The following is a 25,073-nucleotide window of genomic DNA, read 5'->3' as shown; positions in this document are numbered from 1 at the left end:
TGGCCGGTTAGGTCCTCATCAGAGGAGTTCCGCCATGCCCCAGGGCGACAAGAGCAAGTACACCGACAAACAGGTGCGCAAGGCCCAGCACATCGCCGAAGGCTACGAGGCCAAGGGCGTGCCGGACAAGGAAGCCGAAAGCCGGGCCTGGGCGACGGTCAACAAGCAGGACGGCGGCGGCAAGAAGCCCGGCGGTTCAGGCCGGGCCGGCCATCACTGAGCCGCCGCGCGCTGCGTCGGATCGACCCGCGTCCAGGTCTGCGACTTGCAGAGGATCAGCAGGCAGCCCTTGGCCTTCAGCGAGGCGCGGTCCAAGAGCTTGACCTGGCCCGAGAAGGTCATGTCCAGATCGGGCACGTAGACGCGGCCCTTCCACTCGTTGGGATCGGTGGCGGAGAAGTCGCGCAGCAACTGCATGCCGACCAGGTCCTGGTTGTTCTTCTTCTTCACGTCGGCGCGCGCGTCGGGATTGGCCCAGACCACGACGCCGCAGGTGCGAGCTTCGCACGGCTTGATCTCGATGTGGACGCTGCCCTTGGGGTTGCGCCAAACGCCGTAGATATCGCTGGGACGCGGCGCGGCCGCCGTCTGGGCCAAGGCGGCTCCGCCGCCGGCCCACAGCGCCAAGGCTACAACCAGTCCACGCGACATGCTCTTCACGGCTCTTCTCTCATCGTCTGCGCCCCCTAAAGGCGGCGCGAAGCTAACCGCTGAGTGAGACAAAATGAAGCCGTCGGAATTGAGGCGATCCCCTATCCCGGTCAGCCGGTGCGCCAATCGGCCCCGGTCGCCGCGAACAGGCGGATGGCGTCGACCAGCCGTTGGCCCTGGGCGCGGGCCTGGGCCGAGCGGGCGGCGTTGAGCGTGCGCTGGGCGTCAACGACCTCCAGCAGCGTGCCGCCACCCTTGTCGAACGCGACTCGAGCCAGGCGCAGGCGCTCGGTCGCCTGCTGCTCGGTACGGGCGTGCGCAGCGAGGGCGGCCTCATCGGCTGACAGGGCTGACAGCGCGTCGGCGACCTGGCCAAAGGCCGTCAGCACGGTCTGCTGATAGCGGGCGCTGGCGGCGCGGGCCGCCTCGCGGGCCTGCTGGCGGCGGGCCTTCAGGGCGCCGCCGTCGAACAGCGGGGCGGTCAGGCCGGCGCCGATGTCCCAGCCGCTGGCGTCATACGAGAAGAGATCGCCCGGCTTCAGAGAGCCCTGGGTCAGCGACGCGGAGAGCTTGATGTTCGGATAGAGATCGGCCGTGGTCACGCCGATGTCGGCGGTGGCCGCGTGCAGCTCGGCCTCGGCGGCCACGATGTCGGGGCGCTTGCGGACCAGCTGCGACGGCAGCGCCACCGGCACGGGCGCGCCGAGGGTCATGGTCGAGAGGTCGAACGCCGGGGCGTTCCAGTCGGCCGGGGCCTTGCCGACCAGCACCGCCAGGGCATGGCGGGCGGCGGCCAGCTCGCCTTGCAGGGCCGGCAGCTGGGCGCGGTCCTCTTCCAGCTGGCTGGCGGCCGAGACCTTGGCCAGGCTGGTGGAGCCGCCCAGGGCGTTGGCCTTGTGGATCAGGTCGATATTGGCCTGGTCGTCGGCGATCATCTGCTCGACGCTGGCGATCTGGGCGCTCAGCGTGGCGATGGTCGCGGCCTGCAGGGCGACATTGGCGGTGAGGCTGAGATAGGCGGCCTCGGCCCGGCGGCCCTGGGCTTCGGCGCGCGCCGTCGCGCCCTCGATGCGACGCTTGTTGCCGCCCCACAGGTCGAGGTCGTAGCTGATCGCCCCGCCGACCGAATAGAGGCTGAAGGTCGGGTTGCTGAGCTGGATATCGCCAAAGCCCGTGAAGCCGAAGGCCTGCAGGTTGGCGCGCTCGCGAGCGATCCCGGCGTTGCCGGTGACCTGAGGTCCGGCCACGCCGCGCGCCTGCGCCAGGGCCGACTGGGACTGGGCCAGGGTGGCGTCGGCCTCGGCCAGGGTCGGGCTGTCCTTCAGGGCCTGGCGGATGATGGCGTCCAGCTCCGGCGAGTTCAGCGCCGTCCACCACGGGCCAGCGTTGGCCGCGCCAGAGTCTAGAATGGGGGCATCCAGGCGCGCGGCGGCGGGGGCCGTCTCGCCCGCACCGAGGCTAGAGGCGGTCTTCGGCGCTTCCGGAGCCTGGAAGTTCGGGCCGACCGTCGTGCACGCGGTCAGGCTGGTAGCCGCCATCAGGACGGCGATGAGCTTAGTGGTCGGAGACATTGGCGGCCTTCGCTCCCGGCTTCGGGGTGCGCATGAGAAGGATGAGCGGCGCGCAGGCGATGGTGATCACCAGCATCAGCCGGAAGTCGTCGAGATAGGACAGGATCGCCGCCTGGCGGCCGATGACGCCGTTGAACGCGGCCATGGCGGCCTCGGTCGAGAACACGTTCGGGGCGTAGGCCTGGTACAGCGGGTTGTCGGGCCGGGCGTGCTCGACCAGCACGGCATGGTGCTTCTCGATGCCGCTGACGAACAGGGCCTGCATGATCGAGATGCCCGCCGCCGAGCCGATGTTGCGGATCAGGGTGAACAGCCCCGCCCCCTCGGCCCGATGCTGCGGCATGACCTTGGCGAAGGCGATGGTCGACAGCGGCACGAAGATCAGGCCGGTGCCGACGCCCGACAGGAAGCCCGACGTGATCAGTAACGTCGTGTCCATCTCCAGATTGTAGTGGCTCATCTGCCAGAGCGAGAGCGCGCTGATCGCCAGGCCGATGCTGAGCAGCAGCTTGATGTTCATCCGCCCCATCAGCTGGCCGACCGCGAACATGGCGATGAAGGAGCCCAGGCCCCGCGGCATCGAAACCAGGCCCGTGAAGGCGACCGGATAGCCCAGCAGGGTCTGCATCAGCGGCGGCAGCAGGGCCAGGGTGCTGTAGAGCAGGATGCCGATGAAGAAACCGAACAGGCAGCAGGTGATGAAGTTGCCGTCGGCCAGCAGCTCGCGGGCCACGAACGGCTTCTCGGCCGTGGCCAGCTGCACGCCGAACACCCAGACGGCGATGATGGCGATGATCAGCTCGATCCAGATCTCGCGCGAGCCGAACCAGTCCTGGCTGGGGCCGCGGTCCAGCATCAGCTGGAAGGCGCCGATGGCGATGGCCAGGGCCAGGAAGCCCAGGGTGTCGAACTTGCGCTTCTCGCTGCTCTTCTTCTCGGAGAGGAAGAAGAACACGCCGCAGAACGCCAGGATGCCGATCGGCAGGTTGATGAAGAACACCCACCGCCAGTCGAGATTGTCGGTCAGCCAGCCGCCCAGGCCCGGGCCCAGCAGCGGGCCCAGCACCGCGCCGGCGCCCCAGACGGCCATGGCCTGGCCGTGACGCTCGGGCGGATTGATGTCCAGCAGCACGGCCTGCGACAGCGGGATCAGCGCCGCGCCGAACAGGCCCTGAAGCAGGCGGAACAGCACGATCTCGACCAGGTTCTGGGCCACGCCGCACAGCATCGAGGCCGCCGTGAAGCCGATGATCGAGACGATCAGCACCATCTTGCGGCCCATCCGCTCGGTCAGGAAGCCGGTCAGCGGCGTCATGATCGTCGAGGCCACGATGTAGGAGGTCAGCACCCAGGTGATCTGGTCGGCCGACGCCGAGACGCTGCCCTGGATGTGCGGCAGCGCCACGTTGGCGATCGTGGTGTCCAGCGAGATCATGATCGTCGCCAGCATCACCGAGATGGTGATGGGCGTGCGATTGGCGATGTCGCGGGCGTGACCGTCCTGGAGCGCCTTGGGGGTCACCGGTTCTTGCCCGAGCGGACGTCCACCTTGGCCTTGGCGCTGAGCCCCGCCGACAGGTTCGACGGCGCGGCGTCGTCCAGGGTCAGGCGCACGGGCACGCGCTGCACGACCTTGACCCAGTTGCCGGTGGCGTTCTCGGCCGGCAGCAGGGCGAAGCTGGCGCCGGTGCCGGGGCTGAAGCTGGCGACGTGGGCCTTCAACGGCTTGTCATAGGCGTCGACCTTGATCGTCGCCGGCTGGCCGACACGCATGTGGGCCAGTTGGTCTTCCTTGAAGTTGGCCTCGATCCACGGCTTGCCCGAGATCAGGAAGAACAGCGGCCGGGACGCCTCGACCCGCTGGCCGACCTGCAGTTGCTCGACCTTGGCGACCACGCCATCGGTCGGAGCGATCACGGCGGCGTAGGAGCGATCCAGCTTGGCGCGGTCCAGCTTGGCGGCGGCTTGCAGCACGGCCGGCTGCTGCTCGGTGGCGGTGTCGGCGCGACCGCCCAGATCAGCCAGGGCCGTGGCGATCTGCTGCTGGACGACGGCGACCTGGCGCTGGGCCTGGTCGGCAGCGTGCTTGGCTTCATCGGCTTGAGCCTTGGTGGCGACGCCGGCGGCGGCCAGGTCGCGCTGGCGAGCGGCCTCGCGCTGGGCGTAGGCAGCGGTCTCCTGGATGGCGGCCAGATCGGCCAGGCGCTGGTTGTAGACCGCGCGCTTGCCCTGGACGTCGAAGCGGGCCTGGGCCAGGGCGGCCTCGGCTTCCGACACCGCCACCTGGTAGTCGGCCGGGTCGAGACGGAACAGCACCTGGCCCTTGGCCACGCGTTGGTTCTCCTTGACGTCGATCTCGACCACGCGGCCGTCGATGCTGGTGCTGATGCCCGTGCGAGTGGCCTGGACGTAGGCGTTGTCGGTGGTCTCGGACTTGCCGCCGGTCATCACGACGAAGACGCCGATGCCCGCCAGGACGACCAGCGGGACCCCGATCATCAGCGGCCAGCGCAGCCGCTGACCCAGGGTCCGCTCCCGCCGCCTGTTGGCCGCGTTCGCCTCGGCGCCGGCGATAGCCTCGTAACCTTCAGCGTCGCTCACGCGCTGCTCCACGTCTCAAATCGGATTTTGGGGAATCGTCGAGGTCCGTTCGGATCGCGAACCTTGGCCGGTCAAATAGAACCCTGTCTGTCATGAGGGAAATGATATATGTTCACGACAGCCATGAATGCCGTGAATTTTAGAACCGCCGACCTCAACCTCTTCCGGGTGTTCGTCACCCTGCTGGAAGAGAAGAACGCCACACGCGCCGGCGAGCGCCTGGGCCTGTCGCAATCCGCCGTCAGCCACGCGCTGCGCCGTTTGCGCGAGATGGTCGGCGACGACCTCTTCGTCCGGGGCCAGACGGGCCTTAGGCCCACGCCCCGCGCGCTGGAGATCGCCGACACCGCCCGCACGGCCCTGAAGCTGCTGGAGACCGCCGTCACCAACCAGCGCTTCGATCCGGCGGTCGATGCGCACACCTTCAATATCGCGGCCGGGACCTATATTTCCTACGTCCTGGGCCCGCTGATCGCCGAGCAGGTGATCACCAACGCGCCGAACGTCAGGATCCACTTCCACAACCTCTATGCCGGCATGACCGAGGATCTCGACACCGGGCGGCTGGACATGGTGATCGGTTGTTTCGAGGCGATCCCTGGCCGCTTCTCCTACAGCGAGTTGTTCGAGGAGACCGGCGTCTGGGTGGTGCGCGGCGACCATCCGATGATCGCGGCCGGCATCGATTACGACATCCTGGCCAGCCTGCCGCGCCTGGGCGTCACCGGCGGCGGCGATGACGATCCGGACCGCACCTCGTCCGGGCACTTGGGCCTGAAGCGCATCACCTCGTGGGGCGAGACCTACGCCCTGGGCGACAATCCCTATCAGCCGTTCACGGTGCAGGACTCGTTCAGCGCCATGAACATGGTCGGTCGCTCGGATATGACCTGCATCCTGCCCCGCCGCCTGGCCCAGCTGGCCGCCGATCGGGGCAAGGTGTTCATGGTCGAGCCGCCGAACGCGCCGCCGCCCACGCCGTTCGGCGCGGTGCTGCGGGCCAGCGACGCGGCGGACTCGCCCAATGGCTGGCTGCTGGACCTCTGCCGGCAAGCAGCGGCCCAGCTGTAGCCTCTACTCGACCTGGCTGACGTCACGCACCGCGCCACGCGCGGCGTTGGTGGTCATGGCGGCGTAGGCGCGCAGGGCCGGCGAGACCTCGCGCTTGCGGTCCAACGGCTTCCAGGCGTTGGCCCCACGGGCCAGCTGGGCCTCGCGACGTTCGGCGATGACCGCGTCAGACACCTCCAGCGTGATGCCCCGGTTGGGGATGTCGATCAGGATGGAGTCGCCGGTCTCGACTAGGGCGATCAGGCCGCCCTCGCCCGCTTCCGGCGAGACGTGGCCGATCGACAGGCCCGAGGTGCCGCCCGAGAAGCGGCCGTCGGTGATCAGCGCGCAGGCCGCGCCCAGGCCCTTCGATTTCAGATAGGTGGTCGGGTACAGCATCTCCTGCATGCCCGGTCCGCCCTTGGGGCCTTCGTAGCGGATCACCACGACCTCGCCGGCCACGACCTTGCCGCCCAGGATGCCGCTGACGGCGTCTTCCTGGCTTTCGAACACGCGGGCGGTGCCCCGGAAGGTCAGGATCGAGTCATCGACCCCGGCCGTCTTCACGATGCAGCCCTCGGGGGCCAGGTTGCCGAACAGCACGGCCAGGCCGCCGTCCTTCGAGAACGGATGCTCGACCGAGCGGATGACGCCCTTCTCGCGGTCCAGGTCCAGCTCTTCCCAGCGCGCGGCCTGGCTGAAGGCGATCTGGGTCGGCTTGCCGCCCGGCGCGGCGCGGAACAGCTCGTGGGCCGTGGCGCTGTTGGTGCGGCCGATGTCCCAGCGAGCCAACGCTTCAGCCATCGTGGTGGCGTGGACGGTCGGCTGGGTGGCGTCGATCAGGCCGCCGCGCTCCAGCTCGCCCAGGATGGCCATGACGCCGCCGGCGCGGTGGACGTCCTCCATGTGCACGTCGGCCTTGGCCGGCGCCACCTTCGACAGGCAGGGCACGCGACGCGACAGGCGGTCGATGTCCTCCATCTTGAAGTCGACCCCGCCTTCCTGGGCGGCGGCCAGCAGGTGCAGCACGGTGTTGGTCGAGCCGCCCATGGCGATGTCCAGGCTCATGGCGTTCTCGAACGCGGCCCGGGTGGCGATGCCGCGCGGCAGGGCCGTGACGTCTTCCTGCACGTACCAGCGCTCGCACAGGTCGACGACCAGGCGGCCGGCTTCCTTGAACAGGGCCTCACGGTCGGCGTGGGTGGCCAGGACCGAGCCGTTGCCGGGCAGCGACAGGCCCAGGGCTTCGGTCAGGCAATTCATCGAGTTGGCGGTGAACATGCCCGAGCACGAACCGCAGGTCGGGCACGCGGCCTTCTCGATCGCGGTGACCTCCTCGTCGGTATATTTGTCGTCAGCGGCCACGACCATGGCGTCGACCAGGTCCAGCGCGCGGATCTGGCCCTTGATCTGCACCTTGCCGGCCTCCATCGGCCCGCCCGAGACGAAGACCACCGGGATGTTCAGCCGCATGGCGGCCATCAGCATGCCGGGCGTGATCTTGTCGCAGTTGGAGATGCAGACGATGGCGTCGGCGCAGTGGGCGTTGACCATGTACTCGACGCTGTCGGCGATCAGCTCGCGGCTGGGCAGGGAGTACAGCATCCCGCCGTGGCCCATGGCGATGCCGTCGTCGACGGCGATGGTGTTGAACTCCTTGGCCACGCCCCCGGCGGCTTCGATCTCGCGAGCGACCAGCTGGCCCAGGTCCTTCAGGTGCACGTGGCCCGGGACGAACTGGGTGAAGCTGTTGGCCACAGCGATGATCGGCTTGCCGAAGTCCTCGTCCTTCATGCCCGTCGCGCGCCAGAGGCCGCGGGCCCCCGCCATGTTGCGGCCGTGGGTCGAGGTGCGTGAACGATAGGGAGGCATGGGAAATCTCAATGTCGGCGGTGTGGTTATTTAGGCCCGTTCCGCCCGCTCGCAAAATATATTAGTTCATCGCCATTAGGTCGCACGAGATATCAGATGGACGCCCGCCAGCTTCGCCACTTCGCCGCGGTGGCCGATACGCTGCACTTCGGCCGCGCCGCCGAGCGCCTGGGCATGACCCAGCCGCCCCTCAGCCAGTCGATCATGAGCCTGGAACGCGACCTGGGCGCGCCGCTGTTCGAGCGCACCAAGCGCAGCGTCCGCCTCACCGCCCTGGGCGAGCAGTGGCTGCCGCATGTGCTCGAGGCCCTAGCGGCTTTGGACGGCCTGCCCGCCCTGGCCCAGCGGATGCGCGACGGCCAGACCGGCTATCTGGCCCTGTCGTTCGTCAGCACCGCCGACTACAGCGTCCTGCCCTCGCTGGTGCGGCGTTATTCCCAGGCCTATCCGGACGTCGAGATCCGCCTGTTCGAGGCCACCAGCGACGTGCAGATCCCGGCCATCGTCAGCGGCGAGCGCCACGCTGGCATTATCATCCCGCCCGCTGACCAGCCGCTGCCGCCGGCCCTGGCCTACCGCCGCCTGTTGCGCGAGCCGCTGGTCGCCGCCGTGCCCAGCGCCTGGATCGAGGACGGCCGCATCGCCCGAGAGACCGAGCTCTCCAGCGCCGAGGTGCTGGCCTCGCCGCTGGTCCTGTTCCCCAAGCACGTGGCCCCGGCCTTCCACGACCTGGTCACCGGCTATTTCGCGTCGCTGGGCGGGACGGCGCGGATCGTCCAGGAGGCCATCCAGATGCAGACCATCATCAGCCTGGTCTCCAGCGGCCTGGGGATCGCCCTAGTCCCGGCCTCGCTGCGCAACCTGGCGCGGGCGGGCGTCGCTTACGTCCCGCTGGCCGGCGCCGCGCCGATGCTGGAGACGGGCCTGGCCTGGCGGCGTGACGACCTTACCCCGACCCTGGCCAACCTCCTGGAATTGCTGGAGGACACCGCCCGGTAGCAGCCTCGCCACCCTGGCGTCATTTTGCGAATGAGATTGACTCTCATTTTTATCTAAAGTAGCGCCCTCCTCCTGTTTTGACTGGGGGATTTGATGCGCCGTTCGCTGCTGACCGCTTGCTCGCTTGGGATTTTGGCCCTGGCTCACGCCGCCGCCGCCGAGGAGACGCCCGCCGCGCCGGCGCCCGTCGCCGACCAGGCGACTGCCGTCGAGGCCGTCATCGTCACCGGCGAGAAGGCCTCCCGCTCACTGCAGCAGACCATCAGCAGCGTGGCCGTGACCACGGCCGCCCGCATCGAGCGCGAGAACCTGCGCACCTTCTATGACGTGGTCGCCCGCACCGCGAACATGAGCGAGACCTACGGCAAGACCGGCTTCACGATCCGCGGCGTCAGCAACATGAACGTCTCGGGCGGCGGCACCGGGGGCCTGGCCACCGTCTATGTCGACGGCGCGGCCCTGCCGCTAGAAGCCACCTTCGGCGGCCCGCTGGAGCTGTGGGACATCGGCCAGGTCGAAGTCTTCCGGGGCCCGCAATCGACCCTGCAGGGCCGCAACTCCCTGGCCGGCGCGGTGATCATCACCTCGGCCAACCCGACCTACACGCCCAGCTTCCGCGCCAGCGTCGGCCTGGCCAGCGGCGACGAGCGTACGGTCGGCATCGCCGGCGGCGGCCCGATCGTCGCCGACCAGCTGGCCTTCCGCGTCGCCGTGCAGAAGAAGGAGAGCGACGGCTTCGTCTACAACCCGATCCTCAAGCAGGACATCGAGGCCGTCGACAACCTCTATGTGCGCGGCAAGCTGCTCTATACGCCGACCGCCCTGCCCGGGCTGAAGGTGATCACCACCTACGCCCACAACAAGCGCGAGTCCGGCTACCAGTTCACCTATTCGCGCACCGACCGGCCCGACTATTACGACCATCGCGTCGACCTGTCGGACACGCCTTCGCGCACCAACTCCAAGTCCGACATCTTCACGGTGGACGGCAGCTACAAGCTGTCCGACGCCCTGACGCTGAACGCCATCGTCTCGTGGAACAAGGTCAAGACCGACGCCACGATCGACTTCGACTTCACCCCGGTCGCCAGCTCGTATGGCGCCCGCGACACGGCCACTGAGACCACGTCCGAGGAAGTCCGCCTGAACTACGAGGGCGAACGGCTGAAGGGCCTGATCGGCCTCTATCACGCCAAGCGCGACGCCAAGGACTTCTCGGTCAGCCGCACCAACGTGCCGTTCCCGCGCGCCACGCTGGTCAACGTGCTGACCTCCACCCTGCTGACCGGCGTGCCGTCGCCCACACCCGCCCAGCAGGCAGCCGCAGCGGCCCAGGCCAACGGCTTCGCCAACCTCTACATCGCCGCCCTGCCGGTGATCCCCGTCGATTATTCCGGCGACCAGCCCTCGACGATCGACACCAGCGCCATCTTCGCCGATGCCAGCTTCGCCCTGACCGACAGGCTCTCGCTGCTGGGGGGCTTCCGCTACGACCACGAAGAAAACACCAGCAGCACCAAGCAGACCGCGATCTTCGCCGGGACCTATCCGACCCCGGCGCCCTTCGGTCCCTACGCGCCGTACGTCACCCAGGTGAACGCCTTCGTCGCCGGCATGATCGCCCAGGCCAACGCCTCGGCCCCGGAGAACACCCGCAAGTTCAACGCCTTCCTGCCGAAAGCCGGCCTGAAGTACGAATGGACGCCGGACATCAACACCAGCCTCACGGCCCAGCGCGGCTATCGCTCGGGCGGCTCGACGGTGAACCAGGCCCGTTCCAGCGTCGCGGCCTATGAGCCGGAATACACCTGGAACTACGAGGCCTCGCTGCGCACGGCCTGGCTGGACGGGACCCTGACGATCAACGCCAACGCCTTCTACACCGACTGGAAGGACCAGCAGGTCATCGTCAATCTGGGCCTCAACGCCTACGACTACGAGGTCAAGAACGCCGGCAAGTCGCACCTCTACGGCTTCGAGCTGGAGGTCGCCCAGCAGCTGAGCACGCAGCTCTCCTGGTACGCCTCGCTGGGCCACACCAAGACCAAGTTCGAAGAGTTCACGATCACGGCGGGCGACGACAACCGCAACCTGTCGGGCTCGGAGTTCCCCTACGCCCCGCAATGGACCGTGGCGCTGGGCGGCGACTACCGCCTGAACGGCTGGGTGGCCCACCTGGACGGCAGCTACAAGTCGAGCTCGTTCTCGGCCGCCGGCATCGACCAGGCCCAGGACTCGGTGGTCAAGGGCCGCCTACTGTTCAACGGCCGCTTCGGCTACGAGCGCGAACACTTGGGCGCGTACGTCTATGGCAAGAACCTGCTGAACGCGACCTACAGCCAATACACCCGCACCGACATCCCGGTATCGATGCTGGGCGAGCCGCGCGTGGTCGGCCTGACGCTGGAGACCCGCTGGTGAGCCCGCTCTGGAGTCTGGCGCTGGCGCCCCTGCCGCTGGCGGGCGTCTATCTGCTGAAGCGGGCTTGGGACGAAGCGCGCCCTGAACGGCCGTGGCTGATCCTCGGCGGCTGGGGCCTTCTGGTCCTGGCCATCGCCGCCTCGGTCCCGCTGCTGGGCGCCGTGCGCGGGCCCTCGGCCATGCTGGCCATCGCCTCGACGGTCGCTCTTGCCTTCGTTGGCGCTGGAGTCGAGCGGCGCAACGCCAGGAAAAAGGCCGCGCGCGAGCTGGCGCCCGAGCCCTCCGATCGCCGCCGCGTCGTCTGGCGCGGCTGGCTGCGTGGTTTCCTGGCAGGTCCGCTGGCCGGCATCGCGGCGCTGGGCTGCGGCTTGGCGGTCGCCATCTGCGCGCCGGGGCAGATCCAGAGCCGCATGGTCATCGGCGGCCTGATGGTGCCGTTCCTGTGGGCCGGCGGCATGGCCTGGACGCTGTCCGACGACAAGATCCTGCGCGCCTTCGGCGTCCTGGCCGGCGTTTCGGTCCTGACCCTGGGCGCGGCCTTCCTGAAGGGAGCGCTGTGATGGACGGCTCGACCGCCACTGTTCGCGCCAAGCCCAAGAGCGCTGGCAAACCGATCTGGCCGAAGGTCCCCGCCGACTTCGTCCGCGCCATGCTGGCCGGCCACTCGGCCCTGGGCCTGGCCTTCGCGGCCCTGATCTATCTGGTCTGCTTCTCGGGCTCGATCGCCGTCTTCACCTACGAGTTCAACCGCTGGGAACAGCCGGCCGGACCCGTGCTGCACGACGCCTCGCCCCAAGCCGCCGACGCCGCCTTCCGCGCCGTGCTGGCCAAGAACCCCAAGGCCCACGACCTCTTCATCCGCCTGCCCGAACCCGCCGCGCCGCGCCTGTCGGTCCATGGCGACGACGCCAAGGGCGCCGAGCATACCTACGTCGCCGACGCGACCGGCAAGCTGGTGGGCGAGCAAAAGCTGCCCTGGAGCACGTTCCAGGCGGAACTGCACACCGTCCTGCACCTGCCCCGCGCCTGGGGCGGCTTCATCGTCGGCCTGACGGGCGTGGCGCTGCTGTCCTCGCTGGTCTCCGGCGTGCTGTCGCATCCGCGCGTGTTCAAGGACGCCTTCGCCTTCCGCTGGGGCGGCTCCAAGCGCCTACAGGAGGCCGACTTGCACAACCGCATCTCGGTCTGGGGCCTGCCGTTCCACCTCGTCGTCTCGCTAACCGGCGCCTTCCTGGGCCTGACGGTGATCATCGTCGGCGTCCTGGCCGTGGCCACCTTTAAGGGCGACACCAGCAAGGCCTACGCCCTGTTCCGAGGCCCGACCGTGGCCGACGATCCGCGTCCGGCCGCCAAGGTCATCGACATCGCCGCGACGCTGAACGCCGTGAAGGCCCGCTATCCCGACAGCCGCGCGACCTACCTCTATGTCGAGCACCCCGGCGAGACCGGCCAGCACGCCAGCGTCAACGTCCTGACCGAGGGCCGCCTGTCGCGCGGCGAGACCGTGATCGTCGACGGCGACGGCAAGATCCGGGGCGAAGTCGGCTACGAGAGCGGCTCGGTCGGTCTCCGCGTGCTGGGGGCGATGACGCCGCTGCACTTCGGCTGGTTCGGGGGCTGGCCCGTCAAGGTCGCCTATTTCTTGCTGGGCCTGGGCCTGACGTCGGTGACCTCCAGCGGCGTCGCCATCTGGCTGGCCCGCCGACGCGACAAGGGCCGCCCAGCCCCGCGCTGGGAACGGGTCTGGATCGCCTTCGTCTGGAGCCAACCCGTCGCCTACGCCGCCTCGGCCCTGGTCTCGCTGTTCGCGCCGGCGCCGCCAGTCGCCGTCTGGGGTCTCGCCACCCTGGCCAGCATGGGCGCGGCGATCGTCTGGACGCCGCCGGTGATCTCGACGCGGCTGCGATTGCTGTCGGCCGCTCTGTTCGCGGGCGTGGCGGTGGTCCACATCGCCTTGAACGGCGGGCGGTTCGCCGATCCCGTCGCCTGGGCCGTGGACCTCGGCTTCCTGGCCGCCGCCGCGCTGCTGGCGCTGAGCGTGCGACTGTCGCGGCCGACGACCTAGCCGCCGCCGGTCAGGGCCTTGGCGTAGTGCTGGCGGTCGATGATCGGCCGGCAGAACAGCAGCGCGCCGTCGATGACCGCGTCCTCGGTCAGCAGGGTCCGGAACCAGGCATTGGCCTCGGCCATGCCGCGATGCAGGGCGGTGACGCGGTAGCTGTGCCGGCCCGTCACCGCCGCCGCCCGCGACACGCACGGATCGTCGCGCAGCCGCGCCTCCAACCGGTCCAGCGCCGCGCCGTCGGTCAGGCGCGTGCGCAGGTCGGCGATGCAGTGGCAGACATCGACCGGCAGCCGCACCCGATCGACCACCTTCAGCATGCCGCTCTGCTTGAAGCGGGTGATGATCCGGAAGGCCGTGGTCTGCGAGACGTCCAGCATCTGGGCCAGCTCGGCCACGGTCGGCAGCGGCTTGCCCTCCAGCCGCGCCATGATCGCCAGATCGGCCTCGACATCGTGGCGCGGGGCCGGGCTCGTCCGTGAGGGCTGAAGCGATCCGGGCCTGAGCTGGTTCATCCGCGCCTCCTCCCCCGAGACCGGGGAAGTTAAGCGCGGAAACCCCTGACGATCAACGAAATTCTCCGATCAGAGAATTTATGCCCGATTTGAGAAATCCTATTGGACGGCGGCCTTCGGCGTGAACAGCAGGTCGTGATAGTCCCAGCTGAAATCGGCGATCGGCGACGCGGCCTTCATGGTCACCCGCTCGACGCCGCCGTCGGCGTTGAGGCCGAAGGTGACATAGGCCGGCTCCAGGGTCTTGTCGTCGAAGCGGGTGACGAAGGTGTCGTACTGCCAGTGCTCCAGCTTGCCGGTCATGCGCGGGGTGGACTTGAAGTCGATGCGCAAACCGCCCTCGTCCTGCGTCACCGCGATGTCGCCGTACCAGGGGTCGGCATAGGTCCCCGCGTACTTGGCCACGGGCAGCGAAGGCCCGACGCCGGCCGGCTTGGCCTGCACGCCGCCCAGGGTCTTCAGCGCCCCGGCGATCAGCTGCTTCTTGTAGGCGATATAGCGCTCGCCCCACGGCTCGGGCTTGAGGCCCAGATAGTGGTCCAGCAGCTCCAGCATCAGGCCGCGCGGCAGCTCGCCGTCCTCGCTGTTCAGCTCGATGGAGAAGCCGACATTGCGGTCCGGGATCAGCACCACCACGGTCTTGAAACCCAGCACCGCGCCGCTGTGCCAGACGATCTGGGTTCCGCGGTAGTCCTGGATCTGCCAGCCCAAGGCATAGGCCTGGAAGTTGGGCTTGGTGACCTCCATGCCGGGCGAGACGCGGTCGACCGGTTCGATCACGGTCGGCTGCCACATGGCCTTGGACTGGGCCTCGCTGAACAGCCGCTGGCCGTCGGGCAATGCGCCGTGGGCCAGTTGCAGCTTCAGCCACTTGGCCATGTCGTTGGCGCTGACGGCCATGCCGCCGGCCGGGGCGGCGCTGCGGGCCAGCTCGTCGCGCTCGTCGAGAACCTCCTGGTCGCCCGCCCCGCGCAGGCCGCCGTTCATTCTGGCGTGCGGCTGGGCGCGGTTGGCGTTGTCGAAGCGGCGCTCGTCGGTGGTCGAGGCGCTCATGCCGGCCGGGACCAGCACGTGGTCGCGGGTATAGGCCTCCCAGGTCTGGCCGGTGACGGCCTCGATCAGCTGGCCGGCGACCATGTAGAGGACGTTGTCGTAGGCGTAGCCGCTGCGGAAGCTGGTGGCGGGCTTGAGATAGCGCAGGCGACGCACGGCCTCGGCGCGCGGGATGTTGCTGCGCGGCACGAACAGCAGGTCGCCCTGCCCCAAACCAAGCCCGCTGCGGTGGACCAGCAGGTCGCGCACGGTCAGCTCGCGCGTCACCCACGGGTCGTACATCTGGAAGCCCGGCAGGCGGTCAGCGACCTTGTCGTCCCAGGCAAGCTTCCCGGCGTCGACCAGGGTGGCCAGGGCCGCCGTGGTGAAGGCCTTGCCGGTCGAGCCGGTCATGAACAGGGTGTCGGCGTCGACCTTGGCCGGGTCGCCCAGCTTGCGCACGCCATAGCCCTTGGCCAGCACGGTCTGGCCCTCGTCGACGATGGCGATCGACAGGCCCGGCGCGCCGACCCTCGTGCGTAGCGCCTCGACATGGGCGTCGAAGCCCTTGGGCGGCTGGACGACCGCCCCGGAAGCGAGCGCGGCGGCGAGGACGAGGCTGATCATGGGACCTCCGGCTGGAAGGCGGGACGCTTGGAAAGACGGATGAGGCCGATCGTGGCCAGCGGCGCGACGTAGAGCGCGATCAGGGCGTAGGCCAGCAAGCGGTAACCGCCGGCGATCAGGCCGACCAGCCCGACCTTCTCGGCCAACACCATGCAGAAGACCAGCAGCGCCATGGCGCAGGCGGCGCGCGCTCGGACGCCGAACGTCCGGCCCATCCGCGCCTGGACGGCCCCGGCGACGCGCTCGTTGATGGCGTGGACCGCGCCCGTGCCGCTCTCCAGCAGGGCCGCGAACACCATCAGCTGAAACAGCATCCGGAAGATCGGCAGGTTCAGCTTGGCCAGCAGCACGTCGGAAGGCAGGGCCGCGCCGCTGACTTCCGGCGCGTAGGCGCACATGCAGACGAAGAAGACGAAGGCCGGGATCATGGCCAGCGGCCCGGCGATCAGACCGGCGGTGATGGCGTCGCGGTCGCTCAGCAGGTGGCGGGTCACCGGCAGGATGATCACCGCCCCGATGATGTTGTAGCCGGCATAGGTGGTCCCGCCGACCAGGGCGTCCGTCCCGACCGGGACCGGGACCGAGAACGCGGCGGCGATGTCATGGCCAAAGGTGGTCAGGGCCAGCACCAAGAACAGCGCGTAGACGCCGTAAAGCAGGATCGAGACCCAGGCGAACAGCTGCTCGACCACCTTGCTGCCGAAGGCGACGAAGCCCGTGACGGCCAGGAGCAGGGCCAGCATTCCGGCCCATTTGGGCGCGCCGAACACCGCGTGGCCGATCTCGCCCGCCGCCGCGCCGAACACGGCCAGCACGATGATGACGAAGAAGGCGTAGGCCAGCTCGAAGGCGATCCAGCCGCGTCCCAAGAGGGCCTGGAAGAAACTCCGATAGTCCCGCGCCCCGGTTGCTCGCGCGAAAAGGAAGGTCAGGACGCACATGCCGCTCCAGATCAGCGTCGCCAGCGTCAGGCCGACGAGGCCGCCCCACGGACCGGCGGGCAGGAAGAACTCGGCGATCTCGCGGCCGGTGGCGTAGCCGCCGCCGATGACGGCGGCCTTGAACGCCAGGCCGGGCAGCAGCCAGCGGCTGAACCAGCCCTTGGCGGTCATGCTAGGCAGGCGTCCAGCAGCCGTTCGAACGCGGGCCCACCGCGCAATGGATCGGCGACCGGCAGGCCCAGCCGCGCGGCGACCGCCTCGATCTCGGCCTGAGCGGCCTCGGGCGACAGCTTGCCGGTGTTGAGGCTGATCCCCGCGCAGCGGATGTTCGGACTGGTCACCCGGCCCATCAGGATGGTCGCCTCGATCACCGCCTCGATCGACGGCAGGACATAGCCAGGAGAGCCCAGGACATCCGTGCGGCCGGGCTCGTGGCAGACCACGAACACATCTGGCTGACTGCCGTGAAGCAGCCCCAGCGACACCGCGCCATAGGCTGGATGCATCAGGGACCCCTGCCCTTCGATCACATCGACGTGGCTAGCCGGCGCGGCGGGACTGAGCATCTCGGCCGCCCCGGCGATGAAGTCGGAGACCACCGCGTCGATCGGCATGCCCGCGCCGGCGATCATGATCCCGGTCTGGCCGGTGGCGCGGAAGTCCACGTCCACGCCTCGCGCCTTCAAGCCTCGGGTGATGGCCAGGGCCGCATACTTCTTGCCCAAGGCGCAGTCGGTGCCGACCGTCAGGATCCGACGCCCCGAGCGCGGCTTGCCCGAGCCGACCGGGATGCCTGATGGCGGCGTGCGCACGTCGATCAGCCGGCGACCGGTCCGTTCAGCGGCGGCCTTCAGTTCGGAGATGTCGCCGAGCTTGGCGTGCATGCCCGAGACGATGTCCAGCCCCGCCTCCAGCGCCTCGACCAAACCGGCGATCCAGCTCGACGGGATCACCCCGCCGGCATTGGCGACGCCGATCACCAGGCCGCGCGCGCCCTCGGCCACGGCCTGGGCCGGCGCCAAGGCCGGCAGGCCCGTGCTGACCCGAGCCCCAGGCAGGACGAACTCGCCGACGCAACGTTCGCCGACCCAGTCGCGCAGGCCGAACGCGGTCTTGGCGTAGCCGGGCTCGACCGTGTCGCCGAGGAACAGCAGGTAGGGCGACGGCAGGCCGCCGACCTCCTCAGTCGCCTCGTCACGTGTGGCTCTGGCGATGGCGGTCATGCGATCAGAAGCCGGCCGTCAGGCTGACGCCGATCGTGCGCGGCCGGATCACGCCCGTGCCCATGGCCCCGCCCGGATAGACCGGCGAGCCGTTGGCCAGGATCGTCGAGGTCGAGGTCTTGCCGTCGGCGTCGGTCACGTTCTTGGCGTAGATTTCCAGGTCGACCTTGCCGAAGTCGATCCCGGCCCGCAGGTCGACCACCTCGTAGGACGGCACCTTGCGCTGGCTGCTATGGGCGGCGCGATAGGTGGCGTCGAAGGCCCCGCTCTGCTTGCCCAGCACGCGCAGCGAGGCGCCGACATAGGCCTGCTTGTCGCCGACGTTCCAGCTGTAGTCGCCGTTGAAGCCCAGGCTGAGCTTGGGCGTGAAGGGCAGCTGGTCGCCCTTCTTGCCGCCGACCAGGGCGCTGGTGTCGCCCGACAGCTTGGCGTCGGTATAGGCGCCGTTGGCCGACAGGGTCAGGCCGCCCTCCAGGCGCGCCGTGGCGTTGAACTCGACGCCGTCGCTCTTGGCGTTGGCGCCGTTGGCGTTGATGCCAAAGTTGTTGACCACGGTCAGCAGCTGGATGCCCTTCCAGTCGATGTGGAAGGCCGCCACGTCCAGGGTCAGGCGGTGGTCGGCGCTCTCGCCCTTGAAGCCGGCCTCATAGCTGGTGACCTTGTCCGGCGCGAAGCTGGACGGGGTGCCCGCCGGGGCGCTGGGCGGGATCACGTTCGGACCGCCAGGACGATAGCCCTTGGCGACACGGGCATAGATCGCGCGGTTGTCATCCAGCTTGTACTTGGGCGCGATCGAATAGGTGAAGACGTTATCCGACGACTTCAGGCCGGTATTGACCGGCGTCCCACCGGCCAGCACGCCCGAAGCGGTCTGGGCGGCGGTCTGCTTGTTGTGGCTGTAGCGCCCGCCCAGATCGATATCGACCTTGTCGGTCAGGTGCACGGTGGCGTTACCGAAGCCCGCATACTCCTTGTAGCGCGAGCTCAGGTTCACCTCGGCCAGCTTCGGCAAGGTGGTGATCTTGTTCAGGGTGCCCGGCGTGACCGCGACATATTCCTGGAAGATCAGACCCTTCTCGTCGGTGAAGTAGCCGCCGACCATCCAGTCGAACTTGGCGCCCGCGTTCGAGGCCAGGCGCACTTCCTGGGTATATTTCCGATTGTTGGTCAGTTGGCCCAGATAGAGGTCGTTGGCCGGGCCCAGCGCCGCCTTGATCAGGCCGCTGAGGTTGAACGAGGCGTCGTCGCGCTTGGTCTGGTTCAGCTTGGTGTAGCTGCTGGACGACGTCAGCGTCCCAAAGCCCAGGTCGTAGTTCAGCACGGCGTTGTAGACGCGGTAGTCGACATCCGAGAACGCCGGCACGTACTGCGACAGGGTCGGCTTGCCATACAGGGTCTTCAAGGTGTTGGGATCGCTCTCGACCACGGTCGGGGCGTCGGCCTTGATGTTCTGGACCACGGCCGTCAGGCGCAGGTCGAAGGCCTCGGTCGGCTTGAACAGCAGCGAGGCGCGGCCGCCATAGATCTTGGCGTCGTTGATGTTCTCCTCGACGTCCGAACCGCTGGTCCCGATCGAGTCGATGAAGCCGCCGACCTTGCGGTACGAGCCCGAGGCGCGGAAGGCCACGGTCTCGCCCAGCGGGATGTTGACCATGGCGTTGGCGTTGTACGAGGCGTCGCCGCCCTTGACGCCTTCGACGCCCGCGCGCGCCCGGGCGAAGTAGCCGCCGGTGTCGGGCGTGTTAGTGACGAACTTCAGCAGGCCGCCCATAGAGCTGGCCCCATACAGCGTGCCTTGCGGGCCGCGCAGCACTTCGATGCGGGCGACGTCGAAAGTGTCGAAGTCACCGGCCAGCACCGCGCCGTTCACAAGGGCGCTGCTCGAACCGAACGGCGTCTCGTCCATATAGACGGCCACGGTCGAGGCGACGCCGCCGGTGTTGACGCCGCGCATGACCAGGCGGCCCTGGCCGGGCGTGCTCTGGACCAGCTGCAGGCCAGGCACGAGCTTCAGATAGTCGCTGAAGTTGGACGCCTGATGGGCCTCGAGGGTGTCCCCCGACACCACCGAAATCGCCTGCGGGATGTCGATCAGTGTCTGTTCCCGCTTCTGGGCGGTGACGACGATCTCCTCGACGGTGGACGCCGGCTTGGGCGCCTCATCGGCCGCGAAGGCCGGGGTCTGCATCATCAGGGCGCCGACGGCGCTGGAGATCAGCAGGGCTGCACGATTGAGCTTCATTTCATTCCCCCTCGTTGATGCGCGCTCGCGGCCCCTGGGGAGAGACTCGCCCCTTCCGCAGCGCGCTGAGGCCGCTCGGATCTTTCCGTGCTCGGCCATACCCATTACGCAAATGTAATCCTAATTAGGACACTGTTATCCCAATCAGAGAATTGTCAACGCCAATCGTGCGGTCAGCCCGCCTCGGCCTTGCGCGCCCAAGGATCGATCAGACGCAGGAGGATCGCGGCCGTGACGGCCAGCCCCGCGAGCAGCACGAAATAGGCCGTATGGCTCATCCGGCTCCACAGGGTCCCGACCAGGCCGGCGCTCAGGCTGCCGGCGAAGATGGTCAGGTACCAAGCCGCCACCGTGGTCGCGCCGAACCCGGGCGGGGCCAGGCGCGCGAACAGGCCCAGGCCCGTCGGCAGGATGAAGAGCTCGCCGAAGGTGTAGATGCCGAAGAAGGCCACCAGCCACAGCCAGTGCGCCCTGCCCCCGCTGAACGCGTCGACGGCGCACAGCAGCAGGAAGGCTCCGGCCACGATCAGCGCCCCAGTCGCCATGCGCTGGGCCGGAGAAGTGTCCTTGCCGCCGTCGGCTCGCTTCTTCCAGCCGGCCAGCAGCATCGGCGTCATGGCCATGACCAGCAGCGGGTTCAGCGACTGGAACCAGGTCATCGGCAAGGTCCAGGATCCCAGCGCCCGGTCCACCCCGGCGTCGGCCCACAGGGCCACGGTGTTGCCGGCCTGCTCGTAGGCCCCGCGGAAGACGGTGACCGATAGCGCCACGCCCGCCAGGGCCAGCACGGTCTGCATGCCCATCCGCCCTTTGGGGGCTGGCGTCTCCTTGGTCATCTTCTGCTCGGCCGGCAGGTAGCGTTGGCCCCACAGATAGATCAGCAGGCCGGCCAGCATACCGAAGCCCGCCACCGCGAAGCCGACGTGCCAGCCGAACAGCTCGCCCAGAGTCCCGCACAGCAGCGGCGCCAGGAAGCCGCCGATGTTGATGCCCAGATAATAGACGTTGTAGGCCCAGCCGCGCCGAGGATCGCCCTCGGCATAGAGGTCGTTGATCTGGCTGGGCAGGGTCGGCAGGAACAGGCCGTTGCCCAGGGCGATGGTGGCCAGGGCGACATACAGCAGGTTCGGGAAGCCCATCATGAAGTGGCCCAGCGCCATGACGCTGGCCCCGATGATGATCGCCCGCCGCTTGCCCAGCAGCCGGTCGGCGATCGCCCCGCCGACGATCGGCGTGAAATAGGCGCAAGCCGTATAGGTCCCGTAGATCAGGGACGAGGTCCCCTGGGCGATCAGCAGCTCCTTGGTCATGTAGTAGACCAGCAGCGCGCGCATGCCGAAGTAGGAGAACTGCTCCCACATGTTCGTCAGGAACAGGATGGTCAGGCCGCGCGGCTGACCAAACCACGGCGAGGCGTCGAGATGCCTCGTACTCATGCGGCGACCAATGCGGCCGGCGCGCCCCAGACGCTCTCGCCGGCCCAGACCGTACCGTCTTTATAGACGACGCCGGGCGGCCGGTCCTTCGCCAGGAAGGTCGGGCCGTCGAGATCCACCAGATCGCAGACCTGCCCCAGCACGAAGCCGGGACCCGTCGCCAGGCTGGTGCCGACCATGGTGCCGACCATGACGCCCAGGCCCAACCGCCGCGCCTTGGCGGCCATGAGCAGGCCCTCGGTAAGCCCGCCGCATTTATCGAGCTTGATGTTGATCACCTGGAAGCGGCCCGACATCGCCGCCACCTCGGCCAGCGACACGCAGCTTTCGTCGGCGGCGAGCGGGATCGGGCTGTCGAAGCCCTCCAGCTCGTGCTCGCGGCCGCGCGCCAGGGGTTGCTCCAGCAGCGAGACGCGTTCCTCGACCAGGGTCTCGACCAGAGCGTCGAGATCGGCGCGGACGAAGCCCTGGTTGCCATCGACACCCAGCCAGGCGTCCGGCCGCGCGGCGCGGATGGCCCGCACCCGCGCCTGGTCCAGGGCTAGGTCGCCGGTCAGCTTGATCTTGATCGACTTGGCCTGGACGTATCCCGTCGCCCCCTTGGCCATCGCCTCAGGCGTATCCGCCCCGAGGGTGAAGGTGGTGCGCAGCGGCTGGGGCGCGTCCAGCCCCGCCAGCCGCCAGACCGGCAGGCCTGTCCGCGCCGCTTCCAGCTCCCACAGGGCGCAGTCGACGGCGTTGCGGGCTCCGCCGGGCGGCAGGATGAAGCGCAGCGCCTCCCGCGTGGGCCCGGCCTCGATGGACTCGCGGACGGCTTCGAGCTGAGCCCGCATGCCGTCCACGGTCTCCTTGAGGAAGAAGACCCCGGACGCTTCGCCCCTGCCCCGCCGGCCGCCTTCCAACAGGGTCACGACGATGATGTCGGACGTGTCGAAGACGTGGCCGGCGATGCGGAAGGGTTGCGCCAGCCGCAGGGTCTCGCTGGCGATGTCCAGGGTCAGCCGGCCCATCAGTAGCTCACCGACATGCCGAGCAGGTGGAAGACCAGGGCGACATAGAACAGCAGCAGCGTGGAGAGCAGCAGCAGCACGCTCCACAGCTTGCGCGCCCAGCCGCGGCCGTCGGTGAAGGTCAGCCAGGCGTTCCAGCCGGCCGTGACCACCGCCAGCGGGAAGACCAACCAGCCCAGGCCTTGGAGCAGCAGCATGACCCCGTCCATGGCGCCCGCCATGGCGGCGGCGCTGGCGGTGAGCTTGGACATGCCCACGACCCAGCCGATCAGCAGCGCCACCAGCAGGCCGGCGCCGATGCGGGAAGCCCGCGAGGCGGTCAGGGCCTTGCCCGAGATGTCGACGGCCGTCTTGTAACGGCGGCGCACCAGGGCCACGACCGGCCAGTAGAGGAAGGTCAGCAGCACGACGCCAAGGCTGGCGATCATCGCCGGCAGCACCCAGCTCATGTCCTTGCCCGCCGGCGGACGGTCGAAGACCATGAACGGCGAGCCGAAGTCCCAGCTCCAGCGAACCGGCTTGCCGTCCACCACCTGGGCGGCCAGGCGATCGTGGCCGCCGACCTCGCGCCAGACATAGGGCGCGATCTCGACCCATTCCTTGGGACGGCCGTTGGGACCCAGCACGCTGGGGATGACCAGCTCGCCCTTGGGACCGACGGCGATCTTGGCCTGGCCCACGGCGTAGAACAGCGACAGGAAGCTGCTGTCGGCGCGGCGGCTGGCCCACCAGGGACCGGCCATGGCCTTGGCGTGCTCGGCCGAGACCTTGGGATCGATCTTGCCGTCCGCCGGGCCGGCATAGGGCAGATAGCGGTCCGAGAAATCACGGAAGATAGCCGTGCGCAGAGTCCCCGCCGCGCCCTGACGACCACCGCTGTTCACCGACAGGTACAGGCCGACATGCTCATCCATGTAGAGGTGCAGCGAGGAGTGGAAGCCCTCGGTGTCGCCCAGGTGGCCGATCACGTAGCGACCGTTGATCGAGGTCTGGAAGAAGCCCAGCTCCATGCGGTCCAGCGGCGGGATCAGCGACTTGGGATCGACCTTGTCCAGCGGGCTGTAGTGCATCGTACGGGCCGTTTCGTCCGACAGGATGCGCGCGCCGTCCAGCTCGCCGCCCTGCAGGTGGGCGATCATGAAACGGCCCATGTCCGCGCCCGTCGAAGAGGCCGCGCCGGCCGGGGCCGGACCGACGATCTCGAAGCCCTTAGGAGGCTTGCCGGGCTTGGAGTAGCCGATCGAGTCCGTGCCCTTCAGATTGGCGGGCAGCGGCTGGCGGAAGGTGGTGTTGGCCATCTTCAGCGGGCCCGTCACGTGGCGGTCGAGATAGTCGTTGAACTTCTCGCCCGACACGCGCTCGACGATGTAGGCCGCCAGGGCCGTGGCATAGTTCGAATAGGCCGGCGTGGTCCCCGCGTCGAAGATGCGGTGCGGCAGGTGTTTCTTCAGATAGTCGCCCAGCACCGGCTCAGGCTGACCGTAGAAGATCAGGGCCTTGGCCACTTCCTCGAAGCCGGCCGTGTGGGTCATCAGCTGCCGCGTGGTGATCGGCTTGCCGTGATAGGCGGGGATCTTGAAGTCGAGGTACTGGTTGATGTCGGCGTCGAGGTCGATCTTGCCGGCCTCGACCTGCTGCATCACGGCCGTCCAGGTGAACAGCTTGGAGATCGAGCCCGGGCGGAACAGGGTCTTGTAGGGATCAACGGCCGTGCGCTTGTCGCGATCGGCGTAGCCAAAGCCCCGCGTCGTCAGGATCTGGCCGTCCTTGACCACCGTGACCACCGCGCCGGGGATGTCGCCCGTGCGCAGAGCATAGGGCATGTAGCCGTCCAGCCAGAGATCGACATCGGCCTTGGTCAGGCCCGGCGCCGTCGATGGCGCAATGGGCGCGACCGCAGCGGGCTTGGCCGCCACAACCGATTTGGCGACCGGCGGCGTCGCCGTTTCCTGCCGCGTCTGTGCTTGCGCGGAGCCCAGCCCCGCCAGCAGCGCGACTATCGCCACTGCTGCTCCCTTGATCCCCCGCATGCGTTCTCTCCCCTCGCCTGACGGCAGGATTGCCCCCGCACGGCCAAGCCGATAAATTGGGAGCAACAATCCTGATCAGGACAATTGCTATCCTGATTGGAAAATTCGTCAACCGCCTTCAAGGAGTCGCGGCGCGTGCCTGCTAATGTCCACACGCTCGGAACCCTGCTTCGTGGACTGAGAGACCGTGAGGGCTGGACCCTCAAGCAGATGAGCGAGAAGAGCGGCATCCCCGTCTCGACGCTCTCGAAGGTCGAACACGATCGCCTGACCCTGACCTACGACAAGCTGCAGCAGCTCAGCCAACGGCTGGGCATGCGGATGTCGGAGCTGTTCGCGGAAGAGACCTCGAGCCCGCCCCAGGCGGTCATGGCCCGCCGCAGCCTGGGCGATGTCGAGCGCGCCGTGCGCGTCCAGACCCCGAACTACGATTACTATTATCTATGCACCGAACTGCGCGGGAAGCGGATGATCCCGGTGATCACCAAGATCCGCGCCAAGAGCGCCGAGCAATTCGGCGATCTCGTCCACCACGCGGGCGAAGAATTCATCTTCGTGCTGAAGGGCCGGATCGTCGTGAACACCGAGTTCTACGATCCGGTGGTGCTGGAGGAAGGCCAGTCGATCTATATCGACAGCAGCATGGGCCACGCCTACCTCGCCGCCGAAGGCTGCGACGAGGCCGAGGTGCTGGGCGTGATGTCCAGTGAAGACGAGGAGCTGATGAAGGTGCTCCTCGACATCCACGAGGACCAGAAGGCGGCGCAGCGCTAGGCGCTGTCGCGCTTGA

The 25,073-nt window shown here is 68.4% G+C and carries 20 protein-coding genes; 7 read left to right on the top strand and 13 right to left on the bottom strand.

Features of this window, described 5'->3' with window-relative positions; all coding sequences use genetic code 11:
• Positions 1-34 precede the first annotated feature (34 nt).
• On the top strand, positions 35-220 hold the full coding sequence (locus AC07YH_RS15400) for a hypothetical protein (protein WP_494747849.1): 186 nt from the start codon (positions 35-37) through the stop codon (positions 218-220).
• Here AC07YH_RS15400 and AC07YH_RS15395 read toward each other — a convergent pair.
• The 4 genes from AC07YH_RS15395 to AC07YH_RS15380 all read right to left on the bottom strand — a co-directional run bounded on the left by AC07YH_RS15395 (position 214) and on the right by AC07YH_RS15380 (position 4,823).
• Entirely contained in the window at positions 214-651 is a 438-nt protein-coding gene (locus tag AC07YH_RS15395; RefSeq protein WP_494747848.1) for a DUF2147 domain-containing protein, read from the bottom strand. The genes AC07YH_RS15400 and AC07YH_RS15395 overlap by 7 nt on opposite strands.
• Positions 652-761: 110 nt before the next feature.
• On the bottom strand, positions 762-2,222 hold the full coding sequence (locus AC07YH_RS15390; RefSeq protein WP_494747847.1) for an efflux transporter outer membrane subunit: 1,461 nt from the start codon (positions 2,220-2,222) through the stop codon (positions 762-764).
• Positions 2,206-3,744, bottom strand: coding sequence for a DHA2 family efflux MFS transporter permease subunit (locus AC07YH_RS15385; protein WP_494747846.1), 1,539 nt, complete (start codon positions 3,742-3,744; stop codon positions 2,206-2,208). The genes AC07YH_RS15390 and AC07YH_RS15385 overlap by 17 nt, the downstream gene beginning before the upstream one ends.
• Complete coding sequence (locus AC07YH_RS15380) at positions 3,741-4,823, bottom strand: HlyD family secretion protein (protein WP_494747845.1); 1,083 nt, start codon at positions 4,821-4,823, stop codon at positions 3,741-3,743. The genes AC07YH_RS15385 and AC07YH_RS15380 overlap by 4 nt, the downstream gene beginning before the upstream one ends.
• Before the next feature lie 108 nt (positions 4,824-4,931).
• On the opposite strand from AC07YH_RS15380, the gene AC07YH_RS15375 reads away from it, so the two are divergent.
• Entirely contained in the window at positions 4,932-5,894 is a 963-nt protein-coding gene (locus AC07YH_RS15375) for a LysR family transcriptional regulator (protein ID WP_494747844.1), read from the top strand.
• Between the two features lie 3 nt (positions 5,895-5,897).
• Here AC07YH_RS15375 and ilvD read toward each other — a convergent pair whose 3' ends face one another.
• On the bottom strand, positions 5,898-7,745 hold the full coding sequence (gene ilvD, locus AC07YH_RS15370) for a dihydroxy-acid dehydratase (protein WP_494747843.1): 1,848 nt from the start codon (positions 7,743-7,745) through the stop codon (positions 5,898-5,900).
• Positions 7,746-7,841: 96 nt separating this feature from the next.
• Here ilvD and AC07YH_RS15365 point away from each other — a divergent pair, with 96 nt between their 5' ends.
• From AC07YH_RS15365 to AC07YH_RS15350, 4 genes are all read left to right on the top strand, one after another.
• Positions 7,842-8,744, top strand: coding sequence for a LysR family transcriptional regulator (locus AC07YH_RS15365; RefSeq protein WP_494747842.1), 903 nt, complete (start codon positions 7,842-7,844; stop codon positions 8,742-8,744).
• 93 nt (positions 8,745-8,837) lie between these two features.
• Positions 8,838-11,165 (top strand): TonB-dependent receptor, encoded by a 2,328-nt coding sequence (locus AC07YH_RS15360; RefSeq protein ID WP_494747841.1) that lies wholly within the window; start codon positions 8,838-8,840, stop codon positions 11,163-11,165.
• Positions 11,162-11,725: a hypothetical protein gene (locus AC07YH_RS15355; RefSeq protein WP_494747840.1), complete on the top strand. Its 564-nt coding sequence runs from the start codon at positions 11,162-11,164 to the stop codon at positions 11,723-11,725. Before AC07YH_RS15360 ends, AC07YH_RS15355 begins: the two co-directional genes overlap by 4 nt.
• Positions 11,725-13,230, top strand: coding sequence for a PepSY-associated TM helix domain-containing protein (locus AC07YH_RS15350; protein ID WP_494747839.1), 1,506 nt, complete (start codon positions 11,725-11,727; stop codon positions 13,228-13,230). Before AC07YH_RS15355 ends, AC07YH_RS15350 begins: the two co-directional genes overlap by 1 nt.
• On the opposite strand, the gene AC07YH_RS15345 is transcribed toward AC07YH_RS15350, so the two are convergent.
• From AC07YH_RS15345 to AC07YH_RS15310, 8 genes are all read right to left on the bottom strand, one after another.
• A complete protein-coding gene (locus AC07YH_RS15345; RefSeq protein ID WP_494747838.1) occupies positions 13,227-13,742 on the bottom strand; it encodes a MarR family transcriptional regulator in 516 nt (171 codons plus the stop codon). The two genes, AC07YH_RS15350 and AC07YH_RS15345, sit on opposite strands and share 4 nt — an antisense overlap.
• A 99-nt stretch (positions 13,743-13,841) precedes the next feature.
• Entirely contained in the window at positions 13,842-15,401 is a 1,560-nt protein-coding gene (locus AC07YH_RS15340) for a serine hydrolase (RefSeq protein WP_494747837.1), read from the bottom strand.
• Positions 15,398-16,513 (bottom strand): YkvI family membrane protein, encoded by a 1,116-nt coding sequence (locus tag AC07YH_RS15335; RefSeq protein WP_494747836.1) that lies wholly within the window; start codon positions 16,511-16,513, stop codon positions 15,398-15,400. The genes AC07YH_RS15340 and AC07YH_RS15335 overlap by 4 nt, the downstream gene beginning before the upstream one ends.
• Positions 16,510-17,565, bottom strand: coding sequence for an N-acetyltransferase DgcN family protein (locus AC07YH_RS15330; protein ID WP_494747835.1), 1,056 nt, complete (start codon positions 17,563-17,565; stop codon positions 16,510-16,512). Before AC07YH_RS15330 ends, AC07YH_RS15335 begins: the two co-directional genes overlap by 4 nt.
• Before the next feature lie 4 nt (positions 17,566-17,569).
• Positions 17,570-19,807: a TonB-dependent receptor gene (locus AC07YH_RS15325; protein ID WP_494747834.1), complete on the bottom strand. Its 2,238-nt coding sequence runs from the start codon at positions 19,805-19,807 to the stop codon at positions 17,570-17,572.
• A gap of 173 nt (positions 19,808-19,980) precedes the next feature.
• Entirely contained in the window at positions 19,981-21,243 is a 1,263-nt protein-coding gene (locus tag AC07YH_RS15320; RefSeq protein ID WP_494747833.1) for a peptide MFS transporter, read from the bottom strand.
• On the bottom strand, positions 21,240-22,253 hold the full coding sequence (locus AC07YH_RS15315; RefSeq protein WP_494747832.1) for a dipeptide epimerase: 1,014 nt from the start codon (positions 22,251-22,253) through the stop codon (positions 21,240-21,242). Before AC07YH_RS15315 ends, AC07YH_RS15320 begins: the two co-directional genes overlap by 4 nt.
• The gene (locus tag AC07YH_RS15310) at positions 22,253-24,259 is read right to left on the bottom strand and encodes a serine hydrolase domain-containing protein (RefSeq protein ID WP_494747831.1); all 2,007 of its coding nucleotides are present in this window, start codon (positions 24,257-24,259) and stop codon (positions 22,253-22,255) included. Before AC07YH_RS15310 ends, AC07YH_RS15315 begins: the two co-directional genes overlap by 1 nt.
• 159 nt (positions 24,260-24,418) lie before the next feature.
• On the opposite strand from AC07YH_RS15310, the gene AC07YH_RS15305 reads away from it, so the two are divergent.
• Positions 24,419-25,057 carry a helix-turn-helix domain-containing protein gene (locus tag AC07YH_RS15305; RefSeq protein ID WP_494747830.1) on the top strand — a complete coding sequence of 213 codons (639 nt, stop codon included), beginning with the start codon at positions 24,419-24,421 and terminating at the stop codon, positions 25,055-25,057.
• The last annotated feature ends 16 nt before the right edge of the window (positions 25,058-25,073 follow it).

It is taken from the genome of Caulobacter sp. GW456-12-1-14-TSB4 (assembly GCF_059424195.1).
Note: the sequence above shows the minus strand (reverse complement) of the source record. Positions and strands in the feature narration are given on the sequence as shown.

What these genes read in the sequence shown, in the direction of transcription:
- AC07YH_RS15400 (WP_494747849.1), top strand. Translation starts at nt 35, where the DNA reads ATGCCCCAGGGCGACAAGAGCAAGTACACCGACAAACAGGTGCGCAAG.
- AC07YH_RS15395 (WP_494747848.1), bottom strand. Translation starts at nt 651, where the DNA reads ATGTCGCGTGGACTGGTTGTAGCCTTGGCGCTGTGGGCCGGCGGCGGA.
- AC07YH_RS15390 (WP_494747847.1), bottom strand. Translation starts at nt 2,222, where the DNA reads ATGTCTCCGACCACTAAGCTCATCGCCGTCCTGATGGCGGCTACCAGC.
- AC07YH_RS15375 (WP_494747844.1), top strand. Translation starts at nt 4,932, where the DNA reads ATGTTCACGACAGCCATGAATGCCGTGAATTTTAGAACCGCCGACCTC.
- ilvD (WP_494747843.1), bottom strand. Translation starts at nt 7,745, where the DNA reads ATGCCTCCCTATCGTTCACGCACCTCGACCCACGGCCGCAACATGGCG.
- AC07YH_RS15365 (WP_494747842.1), top strand. Translation starts at nt 7,842, where the DNA reads ATGGACGCCCGCCAGCTTCGCCACTTCGCCGCGGTGGCCGATACGCTG.
- AC07YH_RS15360 (WP_494747841.1), top strand. Translation starts at nt 8,838, where the DNA reads ATGCGCCGTTCGCTGCTGACCGCTTGCTCGCTTGGGATTTTGGCCCTG.
- AC07YH_RS15350 (WP_494747839.1), top strand. Translation starts at nt 11,725, where the DNA reads ATGGACGGCTCGACCGCCACTGTTCGCGCCAAGCCCAAGAGCGCTGGC.
- AC07YH_RS15345 (WP_494747838.1), bottom strand. Translation starts at nt 13,742, where the DNA reads ATGAACCAGCTCAGGCCCGGATCGCTTCAGCCCTCACGGACGAGCCCG.
- AC07YH_RS15340 (WP_494747837.1), bottom strand. Translation starts at nt 15,401, where the DNA reads ATGATCAGCCTCGTCCTCGCCGCCGCGCTCGCTTCCGGGGCGGTCGTC.
- AC07YH_RS15335 (WP_494747836.1), bottom strand. Translation starts at nt 16,513, where the DNA reads ATGACCGCCAAGGGCTGGTTCAGCCGCTGGCTGCTGCCCGGCCTGGCG.
- AC07YH_RS15330 (WP_494747835.1), bottom strand. Translation starts at nt 17,565, where the DNA reads ATGACCGCCATCGCCAGAGCCACACGTGACGAGGCGACTGAGGAGGTC.
- AC07YH_RS15325 (WP_494747834.1), bottom strand. Translation starts at nt 19,807, where the DNA reads ATGAAGCTCAATCGTGCAGCCCTGCTGATCTCCAGCGCCGTCGGCGCC.
- AC07YH_RS15320 (WP_494747833.1), bottom strand. Translation starts at nt 21,243, where the DNA reads ATGAGTACGAGGCATCTCGACGCCTCGCCGTGGTTTGGTCAGCCGCGC.
- AC07YH_RS15315 (WP_494747832.1), bottom strand. Translation starts at nt 22,253, where the DNA reads ATGGGCCGGCTGACCCTGGACATCGCCAGCGAGACCCTGCGGCTGGCG.